Source organism: Pedococcus sp. P2_E2 (assembly GCF_056403955.1).
On sequence record NZ_JBFUEM010000001.1, the window covers coordinates 1000794 to 1016627 of the forward strand.

Annotated in this window: 12 protein-coding genes; 2 read left to right on the top strand and 10 right to left on the bottom strand. The window is 70.2% G+C overall.

The features are described from left to right. Window positions 1–33 precede the first annotated feature (33 nt). Window positions 34–1596 carry an MFS transporter gene (locus AC1DWR_RS04755; protein ID WP_477623757.1) on the top strand — a complete coding sequence of 521 codons (1563 nt, stop codon included), beginning with the start codon at window positions 34–36 and terminating at the stop codon, window positions 1594–1596. 141 nt (window positions 1597–1737) lie between these two features. Further along, window positions 1738–2097: an RNA polymerase-binding protein RbpA gene (locus tag AC1DWR_RS04760; protein ID WP_179423005.1), complete on the top strand. Its 360-nt coding sequence runs from the start codon at window positions 1738–1740 to the stop codon at window positions 2095–2097. Window positions 2098–2174: 77 nt separating this feature from the next. Here AC1DWR_RS04760 and AC1DWR_RS04765 read toward each other — a convergent pair whose 3' ends face one another. From AC1DWR_RS04765 to AC1DWR_RS04810, 10 genes are all read right to left on the bottom strand, one after another. After that, window positions 2175–2708 carry an FxsA family protein gene (locus AC1DWR_RS04765; protein ID WP_477623758.1) on the bottom strand — a complete coding sequence of 178 codons (534 nt, stop codon included), beginning with the start codon at window positions 2706–2708 and terminating at the stop codon, window positions 2175–2177. After that, window positions 2693–3478, bottom strand: a complete 786-nt coding sequence (locus tag AC1DWR_RS04770) for a polyprenol monophosphomannose synthase (protein WP_477612953.1) — start codon at window positions 3476–3478, stop codon at window positions 2693–2695. Before AC1DWR_RS04770 ends, AC1DWR_RS04765 begins: the two co-directional genes overlap by 16 nt. Continuing rightward, entirely contained in the window at window positions 3471–5111 is a 1641-nt protein-coding gene (gene lnt / locus AC1DWR_RS04775; protein WP_477623759.1) for an apolipoprotein N-acyltransferase, read from the bottom strand. The genes AC1DWR_RS04770 and lnt overlap by 8 nt, the downstream gene beginning before the upstream one ends. A 417-nt stretch (window positions 5112–5528) precedes the next feature. Beyond that, on the bottom strand, window positions 5529–5939 hold the full coding sequence (kal, locus tag AC1DWR_RS04780) for a 3-aminobutyryl-CoA ammonia lyase (RefSeq protein WP_477612951.1): 411 nt from the start codon (window positions 5937–5939) through the stop codon (window positions 5529–5531). After that, window positions 5936–6784: a lysine 5,6-aminomutase subunit beta gene (gene kamE / locus AC1DWR_RS04785; RefSeq protein WP_477623760.1), complete on the bottom strand. Its 849-nt coding sequence runs from the start codon at window positions 6782–6784 to the stop codon at window positions 5936–5938. The genes kal and kamE overlap by 4 nt, the downstream gene beginning before the upstream one ends. Further along, window positions 6781–8370 carry a lysine 5,6-aminomutase subunit alpha gene (gene kamD, locus AC1DWR_RS04790; RefSeq protein WP_477623761.1) on the bottom strand — a complete coding sequence of 530 codons (1590 nt, stop codon included), beginning with the start codon at window positions 8368–8370 and terminating at the stop codon, window positions 6781–6783. The genes kamE and kamD overlap by 4 nt, the downstream gene beginning before the upstream one ends. Before the next feature lie 83 nt (window positions 8371–8453). Continuing rightward, the gene (locus AC1DWR_RS04795) at window positions 8454–10097 is read right to left on the bottom strand and encodes an amidohydrolase (protein WP_477623762.1); all 1644 of its coding nucleotides are present in this window, start codon (window positions 10095–10097) and stop codon (window positions 8454–8456) included. Between the two features lie 9 nt (window positions 10098–10106). Beyond that, complete coding sequence (locus tag AC1DWR_RS04800; RefSeq protein WP_477623763.1) at window positions 10107–11312, bottom strand: acetate/propionate family kinase; 1206 nt, start codon at window positions 11310–11312, stop codon at window positions 10107–10109. Continuing rightward, complete coding sequence (pta, locus tag AC1DWR_RS04805) at window positions 11312–13369, bottom strand: phosphate acetyltransferase (protein ID WP_477623764.1); 2058 nt, start codon at window positions 13367–13369, stop codon at window positions 11312–11314. The genes AC1DWR_RS04800 and pta overlap by 1 nt, the downstream gene beginning before the upstream one ends. 10 nt (window positions 13370–13379) lie before the next feature. Beyond that, window positions 13380–15827 (bottom strand): phosphoketolase family protein, encoded by a 2448-nt coding sequence (locus tag AC1DWR_RS04810; protein WP_477623765.1) that lies wholly within the window; start codon window positions 15825–15827, stop codon window positions 13380–13382. Window positions 15828–15834: the final 7 nt, after the last annotated feature.

Sequence of the window (15834 nt, forward strand, 5' to 3'; positions counted from 1 at the left end):
CTGTGCRAGTAGTCGTTGTGCCACCCTTCACGCATGACAACAGAGGCGGCCGCGCCACAGTCGACGTGGGCTGAGCACGAGCAGTACAAGAGGCCCTGGTACTGGTACGACTGGGCGAACTCCGCCTTCGTCACGACGGTCGGCACGGTGCTCTTCGCGCCCTACCTCACGACGGTCGCCAAGGAGGCCGCCTGTCCCGGACTCGATGACGACCAGAGCTGCCACGTCGACCTGCACGTCGTCCCGGCTGCCGCCGACCTGCCCAGTGGGGTCTGGCAGGTCGCCCTGGCGCTCACCCTCCTGGGTCTGGCCGCGCTGGTGTTCACGGTCGTCCAGATGGTCCGCAACAAGCCCGCGCTGGTGCCGACGGCCATCCCGCTGTCGTTCGCTGCCGTCGGTGCCCTCGTTCTCGTCCTGACCGCTCCCCTCGACCCGGGGTCCGTCGCGTCCTACACGGTGACCCTGTCGACCATCATCTCGGCGGTCCTGCTGGTCTTCGTGGGAGCCATCGCCGACCGGACGCCGCGCCCGGCGAGACTGCTCGGGGCCTTCGCCTGGGCGGGCGCCGTGGCCGCGTCGCTGCTGTTCTTCCTCCACGGGTCGAACTGGCGGTTCGGTGCGCTGATGATGATCCTGGCCACGATCGCCCTGGGCTCGTCCCTGGTCGTGTACGACGCCATCCTCTGCCGGATCGCCTCCCCCGACGACCGCGACGCCGTGTCGTCGCGAGGCTGGGCGCTGGGCTACCTCGGCGGTGGGCTCCTGCTCGCGATCAACCTGGTCATCGTCTCCAAGCCCGACCTGATCGGCGTGGACAAGGGCATGGCGGTGCGGATCAGCATGCTGTCGGCCGGGCTGTGGTGGGGTCTGTTCACGCTCATCCCCGTGCGCGGCCTGTGGGACCTGCGTGGTGGGGAGATCGCCCGCGTCGACCAGCCGTCCGCAGGCATCGTGCGCGGCAGCTACGCCCAGCTCGGACACACCTTTCGTGACCTGCGGACCTACCCGCACACGCTGATGTTCCTGCTCGCCTACCTGTTCTTCAACGACGGGATCCAGACGGTCATCTCCTCGAGCAGCCTCTATGGCGCCGAGGAGCTCAAGTTCGCCCAGGAACAGCTGATCGCCCTGATCCTGCTCGTCCAGTTCGTGGCGTTCGGAGGGGCGCTGCTCTTCGGCCGGTTCGCCCGCAGCTACGGGGCGTGGCGGACCATCCTCGGGTCGCTGGTGGCCTGGGCTGCCATCGTCATTGCGGCGTTCTTCGTCCCGGAGAAGGCGTTCATCCCCTTCATCGCCCTCGGTGTCCTCATCGGAATCGTGCTGGGAGGCAGTCAGGCCCTGAGCCGGTCGTTGTTCAGCCAGCTCGTGCCCAGGAGCCGCGAGGCCGAGTTCTTCGCCTTCTACCAAGCCATGGAGCGCGGCACGTCGTGGTTCGGCACGCTGCTCTTCGGCCTGGTCCACCAGCTGACCGACTCCTACCGGCCGGCGATCGTCGCGCTGATCATCTTCTTCGTCCTCGGCTTCGTGCTCCTGCGCAGGGTGGACGTACGCCAGGGGATCATCGACGCCGGCAACGAGGTGCCCGCGATCGTCTGAATGTGATTTGCGTCACAACTGCCAACGAAACGGGCGTCCCCAACGTCGGAACATTGCACGGGTCTACGGCGTTATGCCGAGTGAATCCCCGAGCCCCCACCCGAGCGGGCAGGGTACCAAGCACGTTGGGAGAACCCCGTCATGGCAGAGCGCACCCTCCGGGGCAGCCGAATGGTTTCGCACAGTCTCGAGACAGACGACCACGTCGTCCCGAGCGAGCGACAGATCACGTCCTACGTGTGCCCACTGGGCCACCGGACCGAGCTGCCCTTCTCGATCGAGGCCGAGATCCCGTCGACCTGGGAATGCCGTTGCGGCGAGGAGGCCCGTCTCGTCGACGGCCCCGAGCCCGAGGTCAAGCAGGTCAAGCACGTCCGCACCCACTGGGACATGTTGCTCGAGCGTCGGTCCATCCCTGAGCTCGAGGAGCTCCTCGAGGAGCGCCTGGTGCTCCTGCGCGAGTCGCGCGGCGAGAAGCCCCGCCGCAAGCGCACCGCCTGAGCCACAGCAGCACGAAGGCCGCGTCCCGATCAGGGGACGCGGCCTTCGTCATGCGTGGTATGCCGCGTGGTGAGCGGCTAGAGGACCTCACCCTCGATGACGTCGGGTCCACTGGACGACTGTCCGCCGGCCCCGCCGGATCCACCGGGACCAGCACCGGGACCAGCACCGGTGACCCGGCCACCGAAGAGACCCCCGAGCAGCTTCTTGGCGACGACGGTCTCGAGCAGGGTCCGGGCGATGGGCCGCGTGAAGGGCAGGATGAAGAAGAACCCGACGATGTCGGTGAGGAACCCCGGGGTGAGCAACAGGGTCCCGCCCACGAGGACGAGCGCCGCGTCCGCGAGCTGTCGGCTCGGCATCTGACCCGTGGTCAGAGCCGTGCTGAGCGCCTTCCAGGAACGGGCCCCCTCACGCCGGACGAGCCAGGCGCCCAGGGCCGACTCGACCAGCAGCAGGACCAAGGTCTGCCAGCCGCCGATGACCTTGCCGACCGCGATGATCGCCGCGATCTCCAGGACCGGGACGACGAGCAGGAGCACGAACGCGATGGCCAGCCAGCGCGGCCGACGTCGCCGCGCATAGGGGGTGCGTCCTACAGCCGGTGCCACGTGGGCTCCCTGCGGCCGAGCCGGCGCACCTGGTCGGATCGGTGCGCCAGTCCCCAGGACGTGATCCGGAGCAGGGACTCCCGCATGATGTCGCCGCTCATCTTGGAGTCACCGACCTCGCGCTCGACGAAGGTGATCGGCACCTCGACGACGCGCAGCCCGAGCCGGACGGCGCGCTGGGTGAGGTCCACCTGGAAGCAGTAGCCCTGGGACGCGACGTGGTCCAGCCCGATGGCCTGCAGGGCGCTGGCGCGGTAGACGCGGTAGCCGGCGGTGGCGTCGTGGACCGGCATGCCGAGCAGCGCGCGGGTGTAGATGTTGGCGCCGACGCTGAGCGCCTTGCGGTGCAGTGGCCAGTTGACCACGCTGCCGCCACGAACCCAGCGCGCGCCGATCACCAGGTCGGCGTCGGAGAGGGCCGCCAGCAGGCCCGGCAGCTGCTCGGGCTGGTGCGAGCCGTCGGCGTCCATCTCCACGATGGCTCCGTAGCCCTGCTCCAAGGCCCAGGTGAAGCCCGCGAGGTAGGCATTGCCGAGGCCCTGTTTGCCAGGTCGGTGCAGCACGTGGACCTGCGGATCGGCCGCGACGATCTCGTCAGCGACCTTGCCGGTGCCATCGGGAGAGTTGTCGTCGAGCACGAGGACGTCCGCAGTCGGCACCGCGGCACGCACCCGCTCGACGATCCTGGGCAGGTTCTCACGTTCGTTGTACGTCGGGATGCACACGAGCACCCGGTCGACCTGGTCAGACAACACGATCTCGTCAGACAACGACAGGATCCCTTCGGGGTTGAGCCGGTGCGGTGGGTCCGTCCGTGGCGCGATCGACCCTAGCGGTCCGACGCCGCAGGCACAGACCGAGCGCCAGGAGTGTGACGAACGCCAGGCCCGCGGCATACTCCGGCAGCGGTCCGAGGCGATCGGACACGGTGACCTCGGTGCGGACCACCGGCGACCCGTAGCGGGCCGCTGCGCTGAACAACGTCGTCTTGTCGACGGACGTTCCGTCGGGGTTGATGAACCCGCTGACGCCGACAGTGGAGACGTGGACGACCGAGCGTCCGTGCTCGATGGCGCGGATCCGGCTGATCGCGAACTGCTGCTCGGACTCGGCGGTGTAGCCGAACGTCGCGTTGTTGGTCTGCACGGCGAGGATGCTCGCGTCCCGCCCGGGCTGCAGGGTCGAGTCGCGCATCAGCCCGTCGTAGGCCACCTCGAAGCAGATCGTGGGGATGATCCAGTAGGGCCGCTCCCCCGCCACCGGCACCTCGAACCCGCCCGGCCGGTCACCCTTGGTGAAGTCCCGGGTGACCAGGTCGACCTTGTCGGAGAAGTTCCGGAAGAAGTCGCGGAAGGGGATGTACTCCGCGAACGGCACCGGGTGCTGCTTGACGTACCGCTGCGGGTCGGGGACGCCCGGGCGGTAGAACAGGCTGGCGTTGGAGATGTAGGGGGCGGGGCCGTCGAGGACAGCACCCACGAGGATGGGCGCCTTGACAGTCTCGACGGCGAGCCGGATGTCGGCGGCCGCGTCGGCGTTCTCGAACGGGTCGATGTCCGAGGAGTTCTCCGGCCACACGACCAGGCTCGGCGCCGGATGACCCGTGGCGACCGCCTCGAGGGTGCCCTGGACATGGTTGTCCAGGACCTTGCGACGCTCGGCGTTGAAGTCCAGTCCGGCCTTGGGCACGTTGCCCTGGACGAACAGGACCGACACCTTCCGCCCGTCCGTGGGCGGCGTCGTCGCGACGGCGAGGCCCAGCGGCGCCAGCGCCAGCACTGCGAGGGCTACCGCCAGGGGCCGGTATGCCGCGGCCTGGGCCGGGCGCGGCCGCCCGACCCGGTGGGTGAGCTCGCGGACGACCAGGTGCAGCAGGACGCCCAGGGTGGCCACGGCGAAGGTGAGACCGGGGGCTCCCCCGAAGCGGGCGAACGGCGCCAACGGGCCGTCGGCCTGGCTGAAGGCCAGGCGCGCCCACGGGAAACCGCCGAATGGCGTCGTCCCTCGAGCCCACTCCTGGAGTACCCAGGCCAAGGGGACGGCGGCATACGCGAGGGGGCRCAGCCGGGAGGTGAGGAAGGGGCGTTGGGCCGCAGCCGTCAGCGCGCACATGACTGCGAGGTAGAGGGCCTCCAGCGTGGCCAGGGCGATCCACGGGAGGTTGCCGACGTAGACGCCGGTCCACGACAGCGTCGGCAGGAAGAACCCCAAGCCATGGGCCAGCCCCAGCAGCAGGGCCAGTCGCCACCGGGCGCCGAGGACCGCCGCGGACAGCAGGCCCACACCGAGCGGGGCGAACCACCAGATGTCGTGTCCGGGAAAGGCGTACGAGGTGACGAGGCCGGATCCCAGGGCGGCGAGGAGTCGCAGCCCCGCTCGGAGGGTGATGGTCGGCTGAGGCACGGGACCACGGTAGGACACGGAACGGCCCGCACTGCCGTTGGGACCAGCAAGGGGCCGGCTGGGTGCCGACATCCTGCTGTTGTCTACTAAGCGCGCGGGCCGAGCCGCCGTCCACCACCGCCGAGAGGCGGAGCACCAGTTCGGTCGTACGTCACTGCTGGCGGGCGGTGGCTGCGCGCGCTAGCCACCGGGCAATGCGTACGTCTCCGGCCTGGATTCCCCCTGGTCAACGGTCTTGCGGTGATACAACCGTGGGCAAACTTACCCCCGAGGCGAGGGCTGTCAACCCCGTGTTCACTGGTGCAGGACCTCATTTGCCCTGGTTGCGTGCTCACGCCAAATCCGTTGTGCTGCAAGGCAACTTCGGGCAATCGGCGAACGGTCGGCGTGTCGCGCGCGACACGCCGGAAGCGGCCCTCAACCAGTCGGTGCCGGCGGGGGAACCACCACGACGCCACGAGCCGTGGTGGCCACCACGGGCGGGTCCAGGACGTCGGCGGCGGACTCACCGCGCTCGGGGGTCCCGCGGCCGACGACCCGCACCTCGAAGTCCATCTCACGGCTCCGGGTCCCGGCCCGAACCAGCCGGGCCTCGATCTCGATGACGTCGCCGGCCCGGACCGGCGCCTTGAACTGGACGTCGGAGTACGACGCGAACAGCCCCTCGTCGCCGTCCGTGCGGATGCACATCTCGGTGGCCACGTCGCCGAACGCCGCCAGCGAGTAGGCGCCGTCGACGAGGTTGCCCGCGTAGTGGGCGTGGCTGTACGGCACATAGCGGCGATGGGTGACGGTGAGGCCGACGGTCGCTCGGGTGGGGGCGGTCATGACTTCTCCTTCGAGACGGGCGAGGCGAGGGCATGGACGAGGTAGCTGGCGACCTCGCCGGGGGTGGTACCGCGGCCGAAGATCCGGTCGACCCCGAGCTTGGGGGCCGAACCCTCCTCGAACCGGGGACCACCGACGACGAGCAGTGGCACCTGCCCGGCAGGGTAGGCCTCTCGGAAGGCTGCGCTCATCGTCGTGGTGTTGTGGATGTGCGCGTCGCGCTGCGTGACGACCTGGCTGACCATGACGGCGTCGGCCTTCTCGGCCCGGGCGCGGGCGACGAGCTCCGGGACGAGCACCTGGGCGCCGAGGTTCACGACCTTGATCTCGCGGTAGTACTCCAGCCCCTTCTCCCCCGCGAACCCCTTGATGTTGAGGATGGCGTCGATCCCGACGGTGTGGGCGTCGGTGCCGATGCACGCGCCGACCACGACGAGCTTGCGACGAAGCCGCGACTTGATCGCCTTGTTGACCTCGGTGGGGCTCAGCAGCGGGAACTCACGCTCCACGACGGTGACGTCGCGCAGGTCGACCAGGTGGGTCGCGCTGCCGTAGACCACGAAGAACGTGAAGTCGGGACCCATCGGCTTGGCGTGGACGAGCAGAGCCGGCTCGAGGCCCATCTTGGCTGCGAGCTGGAGGGCGGCGCCCTCGGCCCGCTTGTCGTGCGGGACCGGCAGCGTGAACGACACCTGCACCATGCCGTCCCCGGTGGTGTCGCCGTAGGGGCGGACGATGTCCGGGGTCTTGCGAGCAGCCTTCGCCCCCTTGGCCACGGCCTTGGCGGGCATCGGGTCGAGCGGCATGGCCTCGTCGGTCGTGCGCGGGTTCTGGGCCGGTGTCATCGGGTCTCCCCGGTCTCGAGGAGGGTCGTGGCCGGGTTGTCGTAGCCGTCAGCGCGGACCACCACCCCGTCGAGCCCCTTGCCGGCGTTCGCGGGACGCTTCATCAGGCCGAAGGTGCCGTCCGCGATCGCCTCGAGCAGGGGTGCCTTCCCGGGCTCCTCGGTGATCGCGGTGAGCAGGTCGATGGCCTCGCCGAGCACGCCTCGAGCCCGGGTCTGGATGAAGCCGTCGCGGGGCGGGTGGAAGTCCTCGGTCAGACCGCCCGCCGCGTTGAGCACGTAGCGGACGTTCTGGAGGGCGAGGTCGCGGTCGGACAGGAACGGGGTGACCACGGCCTCGGTCATCATGCCGACGAGCAGGATGCCCTGACCGGTCATCGCGCCGACGAGGTTGAAGAACCCGTCGAGCAGGTAGCCGCGGAACACGTCGCCGGTCATGTGCTTGGTGGGCGGCATCCACTTCAGGGGTGCGTCGGGGAACAGCTGCCGCGCCAGCAGTGCGTGCGCGAGCTCCATCCGGAACGAGTCGGGGATCTCGGGGTTGATCTCGAACGCGTGCCCCAGGCCGAGCTGCCAGTCCTCGAGCCCCGCCTCCTTGGCGAAGTACTCGTTGAGCAGCTGGCTCACGGTCACCGTGTGCGCGGCCTCGACGGCGTCAGCCGTCGTGAGGTAGTTGTCCTCGCCGGTGTTGATGATGATCCCGGCGCGGGCGTGGATCTGCCGACTGAACCGCTGGTCGACGAACGTCCGGATGGGGTTGATGTCGCGGAAGAGGATCCCGTACATCGAGTCGTTGAGCATCATGTCGAGCCGCTCGAGCCCGGCCAGCGTGGCGATCTCCGGCATGCACAGCCCGGAGGCGTAGTTGGTCAGCCGGATGTAGCGACCGAGCTCCTTGGACGTCTCGTCCAGGGCGGCGCGCATGAGGCGGAAGTTCTCCTGCGTCGCGTACGTGCCGGCATACCCCTCGCGGGTGGCGCCCTCGGGCACGTAGTCGAGCAACGACTGGCCCGTCGAGCGGATGACGGCGATGATGTCGGCGCCCTCGCGGGCGGCGTTCTGCGCCTGCGGGATGTCCTCGTAGATGTCGCCGGTGGCGACGATGAGGTAGATCCAGGGGCGCTGCTCGGGGTCGCCGTGGCGCTTGATGAGGCGGTCGCGGTTGGCGCGCTGCTTGTCGATGGTGCGGATGCCGCGGCTCACCTCACGGCGCGCGTCCTTGGCTGCCGTGGTGGCCGCCTTGCCCTCGGGGAGCCGGAACTGCACCGAGCCGCTCGCCGCCTTCTGGGCCAGGGTCAGCAGGTCGGGCGCCTCCCCCCTGCGCAGGGCGTCGAAGACCGGGCTGGTGATGCCGTGCTCGAGCCCGACCTCGCCACGGACCGCATCGACGAGGTGGTTGACCCACGGGACGCGCTCGTGGTCGGCGCCGGACAGGCCCGCGAGCCGCAGGGTGGCGCGCTCGACACTGACGGTCGTGTGGCTCTGGGCCAGCTTGACGACAGGTCGCCCGGCCTTGCGAGCCAGGGTGCGGGCCCGGCGGACGTCAGCCGGGTCGAGGTCGAGGAGGGGTTTCACGCGCGAAGACACGCGGCAAATCTAGCAGCGAGGGAGAGGATTTCCGGCGCATGGTCCTCTGGGCCGCAAATTCTTCCCCCACGCCGGTCCCAGGGTCACGAGGCGAGCGCGCCGGAGTCGAAGACGGTGCGACCGCGCACGACCGTCCGCTGGCAGGTCGGTGAGGGACTGCCCGGCGAGAGGTCCGGCAGGCCGGGCGTCCCGGAGCGCGGGTCGGTGGACCAGGTCTGGATGCGGTCGTCCGGTGCCTGCACCACGAGGTCGCCCACCTCCCACACGGCGAAGCTCGCCGGCAGTCCCAGGTCGAGGTAGCCCCGGTCGTCGTACCCGGCCGCCCGCCAGCCACCCCGGGTGTGGGCAAGGAAGGCCGAACGCGCGGAGACCCGCTGGCTCTCGTCGTGGTGGTTCACGCAGGCCCGCACGGCCTCCCACGGGGCGAACGGGGTCACCGGCGAGTCCGATCCCAGGGCGACGATCATCCCGGCCGCCATCATCTCTGCGAAGGCGTTCATCGGGGCGCAGTCGCCGCCGCGGCGTCCGTGGACGCGGTCGGCGCCCAGCCGCGCGGCATACATGCCCTGGTCGCCACCCCAGAAGGCGTCGAAGGCGGGCTGGACGCTCGCAGTGACCCCAAGTCGCACGAGGCGCTCGATGCCGTCTCGCGAGATCATCTCGAGGTGCTCGAGGCGGTGCCGGGTCCGCGTCACGACGGGAGCCCTGACGAGGGCAGCGGCAGCCTCGAACCCTTCGATCGCGGTGTCCACCCCGGCGTCGCCGATCACGTGGAACCCGGCCTGGACGCCCGCGAGCGAGCAGGCAGCGACATGGTCGCGAACCTGCTCGACGGTGAGGTAGGCGTTGCCGGCGTGACCGGAGGCGTCGGAGTAGTCCGCCCGGAGGTGGGCGGTGCGTGACCCGACCGAGCCGTCGATGTTGAGGTCGCCGGCGAGCCCGCGGGCGCCGCGCAGGGTGGCGACGTCCCGGGCCTGCGCCTCGTCGGCCACGAGCTGGGCCCAGTAGCCGATCGTCTGGGGCCCGTCGCCACGCTCCCCCGCCGCCAGGACCTCCGCGAAGTCGTCGGTGCCCGACAGGGTGCGGCCGCCGTTCTCGTGCAGGAGTCCGATCCCGGCTGCCGCCGCGGCCTGGAGGGCGAGGTCGATGTCGGCCCGCCGCTGCGCAGGAGTGACCGCGCCGTTGAAGGCCTCGCGGGCTGCGTGGTGGGCGTCCTTGGTGACCAGGCCGTCGCCCTCCCAGCCTGGCAGGTCTCGGGCACCGGAGGCAGCCGCCAGGGCGGAGGAGATGACGGCCGAGTGACCGTCGACGCGGGGTGAGTAGACGACTCCCCCGTAGGTCGCGCGGTCCAGCTCGGCACCGGTGTGCGGACGGCGCTCGGCCCAGTCGCCCTGGTCCCAGTTGGGGGCGTAGACGGGGCGCCCCTGGTTGGCACGGGCGGCGTCCTCGATGCGGCTGAGCGCCTGGACGACCGACTGCGTCGTGCCGAGGTCGACTCCGCGAAGACCCGCCCCCGTCTGCGAGGTGTGGGCGTGGGCATCGACGAACGCCGGGGTCACCAACGCACCGTCGAGCTCCACCACCTCGTCGACGGCGTCGACGTGCACAGCCGCCGCGTCGTCACCGCCGATCCAGGCGATCGTGCCCGTCGCGTCGTCGACCACCATCGCGTTGGCGAAGGGGTCGATGGGGGTGTAGACGAAGCCGCCGCGGTACAGGGTGGTCACGCCAGCACCCTAGACGGGACCGTCCTGCCCCAGGACGTCGAGGCAGGCGCGGGCGATCTCCAGCTCCTCGTTGGTCGGGACGACGTACACAGCGATGTTGCTGCGGGCCGTCGTGACCAGCCGGGTGGGCTCCCCCGCGACGTTCGCCAACGCGTCGACCTCGACTCCGAGGACCTCGAGACCGCTGAGCACAGCGTGTCGCACCTCGGCGCTGTTCTCACCGATGCCACCGGTGAACGCGATGGCGTCGACGTGGCCCAGCGCCACGGCATACGCACCGACGTACTTGCGCAGCCGGTAGGCCATCACGTCGAAGGCCAGAGCGGCGTCCGCGTCGCCATGGGCACGCCGCTGCTCGAGCTCGCGCACGTCGGAGATGCCGGCGAGGCCCAGCAGGCCACTGCCCTTGTTGAGTGCCTCGTCGTATGCCGTGGCGTCGAGGTCCGCGACGCGGGCGAGATAGGCGCCGAGCGCCGGGTCGACGTCACCGGAGCGAGTACCCATCACCAGGCCTTCGAGTGGAGACAGCCCCATCGAGGTGTCGATGCTGCGACCACCCTGCACCGCGCAGGCGCTGGCGCCGTTGCCGAGGTGGAGCACGATGACGTTGCAGTCGGCGGGGCTGCGCCCCAGGAGCTCCGCCGTGCGACGGGAGACGTAGCGGTGCGACGTGCCGTGGAAGCCGTAGCGCCGCACGTGGTGGCGGTCCCGCCAGTCCGCGGGCACGGCATACGTGTGGGCCCGAGCGGGAAGGGTCTGGTGGAAGGCGGTGTCGAAGACGGCAACCTGGGGAACGTCGGGGAAGGACTCCCGGGCGCTGAGGATGCCCTCGAGGTTCGCCGGGTTGTGCAGAGGTGCCAGCGGCACGAGCTCGCGGATGGCTTCGATCACGTCGTCGTCGACAACCACCGGCTCGGTGAACCGTGGGCCGCCGTGCACGACCCTGTGCCCGACGGCGAAGAGCCCCACCTCTCCGAGATCCGGTCCGTGCTCGCGCAGCGCGGCTCGGGCCGCGTCGAGGGCGGCCCGGTGGTCGTTGCAGGTGACGTCACGCTCGTGCGTCTCGTCGCTGGACGTGTGCTTGAGACGTCCAGCGCCCCCGATCCTCTCGACCAGCCCCGAGGCTGCGGTGGCACCTCTGTCGGCATCGATGACCTGGTACTTCAGCGACGACGACCCCGAGTTGACGACCAGGACCGTGCGCGACCTCGGCATCAGGCGCCGGCCTGGATCGCCGTGATGGCGATCGTGTTGACGATGTCGCGCACCAGCGCTCCACGGGACAGGTCGTTGACCGGCCGGTTGAGGCCCTGGAGGATCGGACCGATCGCGACGGCCGACGCGCTGCGCTGGACCGCCTTGTAGGTGTTGTTGCCGGTGTTGAGGTCAGGGAACACCAAGACTGTCGCGCGCCCCGCCACGGGGCTGTCCTTGAGCTTCGTCGCCGCGACGTGGGGGTCGACCGCGGCGTCGTACTGGATCGGACCCTCGACGAGCAGCTCTGGAGCACGCTGGTGGACCAGCGCCGTGGCGGCACGGACCTTGTCGACATCAGCGCCGGTCCCCGACTCGCCTGTCGAGTACGACAGCATCGCCACCTTCGGCTCGATACCGAACCGCTGCGCCGTGCGGGCCGAGGAGATCGCGATGTCAGCGAGCTGCTCGGCGGTCGGGTCGGGGTTGACCGCACAGTCGCCGTAGACCAGGACGCGGTCGGCCAGGCACATCAGGAAGACGCTCGAGACCACCGACACGTCAGGCGAGGTCCGGACGATCTCGAGGGCGGGGCGGATCGTGTGTGCCGTGGTCGTGATGCACCCCGAGACCATGCCGTCAGCGAGGCCCTGGTGCACCATCAGCGTGCCGAAGTAGGACGGGTCGACGACCCGGTCACGGGCCTGGTCGAGTGTGACCCCCTTGTGGGCCCGGAGCCCGGCATAGTCTGCAGCGAATCCTTCGCGCAGGGAGCTGCTGGACGGGTCGATGATCGCCGCCCCGGAGATGTCCGCACCCAGGCGGGCTGCGTTGGCGCGGATCGTCTCCTCGTCGCCGAGCAGGGTGAGCTTCGCGATCTCGCGCGCCAGGACGGTGTCGGCCGCGAGCAGGATCCGGTCCTCGGCACCTTCGGGTAGCACGATGTGAGCGCCTGCCGCTCGAGCGTCGTCGACCAGCTGGTGTTCGAACATCAACGGGGTGACAGCACCCTCCCCCGTCGTCGCGACGGGTCCGAGCAACGCCTCGGCGTCGAGTCCGCGCTCGACCATGGCCACTGCGGCCTCGAGCTTGCGGGTGGACCCGGGGGTCAGGCGCCCACGCGCCGCGCCCAACCTCGTCGCGGTCGTCATCGTGCCGCTGTCGGTCGCGACGATCGGCAGTACGACGTCGAGGCCCTCGATGAGCCGCTGGACCTGCGGCGAGAGCGGGAACCCGCCGTTGAGGACGATCCCCGACAGGGTCGGGAAGGTCTTGGACCGGTGGGCGAGCAGGACGCCAAGGACCACGTCCTCACGGTCGCCGGGCACGATCACGACGCCGCCCTCGATGAGCCGGTCCAGGACGTGGGGCATGGTCATGGCTGCGACCACCAGGCCCATGCACTCGCGGTCGAGCCACCCGGCCTCGCCGTGGACGAGCCGGCCGGAGCACGCGTCGACGAGGTCCTTGACGGTCGGGGCCCGCAGCAGTGGTGTCTCCGGCAGCGACTGCACGGGGAGCCCGACCCGGTCCGACACAGCGGTCGTGGTGGCCGCCAGGAGCTCTCGTGCCACCTGGTTGGCAACCACACCGGTCACGTGCGCATGCGCCTCGCGGGCCGCTGTGACCGCCATCTCGGCCGTCGTCGCCACTTCCCCAGGGTCGTGTCCCTGTGCCGGTACGACCAGGAGCAGCCGGGAGCCGAGGTTGGCGGCCACCGCCGCGTTGACCGAGAACTCCGTCGGTGCCGAGACGTCGGTGAAGTCGGATCCCACGACGAGGACGACGTCGTGGTCACGGGCAACGTCGTGGAAGCGGTCGACGATCACTCCCATGGCCCGCTCGGGCGAGGCGTGCAGGTCGTCGTAGGTCACGCCGCACGCCTGCTCTGCCGAGAGGTCGCCGGGCAGCTGGGACAACAGCGTCAGGACCAGCTCGTCCGGCCCCGAGGCGCGGACGATGGGGCGGAACACGCCCACCCGGCCCGCGCGTCGGCTCAGCTGGTGCAGCAGTCCGACCGCCACCGCCGACTTGCCGGACCGGGCTTCGGTGCCGGCGATGTAGATGCTGGTGGTCACGGGGTCGAAACTACCGGCCCGACTCGTCAGGCGCGCTGGGGTGGACAGGTCCCCTCCAGGTCCAGTCCGCGATGTCCGGCATGTCCTCGAGGTGCTCCTCGATGTGGGGCCGGTGCTCGGCGAGCCGCCGCTCGCAGAGCTCGGTGAGCGCGTCCCACCCTGGCACGCGGCGATCAGCGCGGCGGAGCACCACCTGGGCGAGGTGGAACCTGCTCATCCGGTTGAGCACGACCATGTCGAAGGGTGTCGTGGTCGTGCCCTGCTCGTTGAACCCGCGGACGTGGAAGCGCCCCGGGTCGTTGCGCCCGTGGATGAGCTGGTGCACGGCACGGGGGTAGCCGTGGAACGCGAACACGACGTGTCTGTCGGCGGTGAAGAGGTCGTCGAACTGGCTGTCCGAGTAGCCATGGGGATGGTCGTTCTCGGGAAGCAGGGCCATCAGGTCGACGACGTTGACGAAGCGCACCCTGAGCTCTGGCACGTGCTCGGCGAGCAGCTCGGCGGCGGCGAGCGCCTCCTGGGTCGGCACGTCGCCGGCGCAGGCGAGCACGATGTCGGGCTCGTCGTCCGGTCCGCAGGTGCTGGCCCAGTCCCAGACGCCGGCACCCGCGGCACAGTGTGCGTGGGCTTCCTCGAGCGTGAGGTACTGCAGGTGCTTCTGCTTGTCCACGACGATGAGGTTGACGTAGTTGGTGCTGCGCAGGCAGTGGTCGGTGATGGACAGCGTGGTGTTGGCGTCCGGGGGCAGCCACACCCGCACGACCTGCGGCGACAACGGGATGAGGCAGTCGATCAGTCCGGGACCCTGGTGGGAGAACCCGTTGTGGTCGTTGCGCCAGCACGTCGACGTGAGCAGGACGTTCAGCGACGACACGTCGGCCCGCCAGGGCAGCTCCTGCGCGTGCTGCAGCCACTTCACGTGCTGCACGGCCATCGACGCCGACACCATCGCGAAGGCCTCGTAGGTCGCAAACATCCCGTGCCGACCGCTCAGCACGTATCCCTCGAGCCAGCCCTGGCACAGGTGTTCGCTCAGCACCTCCATCACGCGGCCGTCCGGCGCGAGGTGGTCGTCGGTCTCCCGCAGGGGTCCCATGAAGCAGCGGTCCGTCACCTCGAACACCGGCTGGAGGCGGTTGCTCGCCGTCTCGTCCGGGGAGAACAGTCGGAAGGTGCCGCCTCCGTCGGGTCGGGTCGTCGCGGCGTACAGGTCGCGCATGAGGCGACCGGACGTGATGGTGTTCTCCACCGAGTCCTGTCCGCGTCTGGTGGGCGTGAGGGGGACCTCGTATGCCGTCAGGTCCTGCGTTGGCAGCTCCGTGCGCAGCCGTCCGCCGTTCGCGTAGGGCGTCGCGGACATGCGCTTGTCCCCTGCCGGCGCGAGGTCCCGCAGCTCTGGCGCGAGCCGGCCATCGGCGTCGAACAGCTCGTCGGGGCGGTAGGTGTGCAGCCATTCCTCGAGCAGCCGCAGGTGTCCGGGGTCCTCGGCGAGGCCGGCCAGCGGCACCTGGTGGGACAGGTTGGTCCCCTGCACCTGCACGCCGTCGACGATGTCGGGACCGGTCCAGCCCTTCGGGGTGCGCAGCACGATGGCGGGCCACGGGTGCCGCACCGGCTCGGCCGGACCATAGCCACTGCGCGCCGCTTCCTGGATCGACCGGATCTTGTCGTGAGCTGTCGCCAGCGCCGACCGGAAGGCAGGAAAGACCTGCGCGGGGTCGTCCCCGCTGACCGTGACCGGGTCCCAGCCCTGGCTGCGCAGGTAGTCCTCCACATCCTCGTCGGAGGTGCGTCCCAACACGGTGGGCCCGGCGATCTTGTATCCGTTGAGGTGCAGGATCGGCAGCACCGCACCATCCCGGCGCGGGTTCAGGAAGTTCGGCAGCCGCCACGACGCGGCCAGGGGTCCGGTCTCGGCCTCGCCGTCGCCGACGACGCAGGCGACCACCAGCTCCGGGTGGTCGAACGCCGCCCCCGCCGCGTGCACCAGTGCGTAGCCGAGCTCGCCCCCCTCGTGGATCGAGCCGGGGGTCTGGACGCTGACGTGGCTGGGGATGCCCCCAGGCGAGGAGAACTGGCGGAAGAGCCGCAGCACCCCTTCGGCGTCGTCACCGATGTGGGGGTAGATCTCGCTGTAGGTACCCTCGAGCCAGGCTGCCGCCACGAGGGCGGGGCCGCCGTGCCCCGGGCCCGTGACGTAGAGCCAGTCCGTGTCGGTCTCGCGGATGCGGCGGTTCACCAGGGCGTAGATCATCGACAGGCCGGGGCTGGTGCCCCAGTGGCCGAGCAGGCGGGGCTTGGTGTGCGCCAGGGTCAGCGGCTCCCGGAGCAGGGCGTTGTCCCGCAGGTAGATCTGGCCGACCGTCAGGTAGTTGGCGGCAGCCCACCACCGCAGGTCCAGCGCGAGGTCCTCCGGGGCGTAGGACACGGTCACCGGCACAGCGGACGTCTGCGGCATGCGCCCC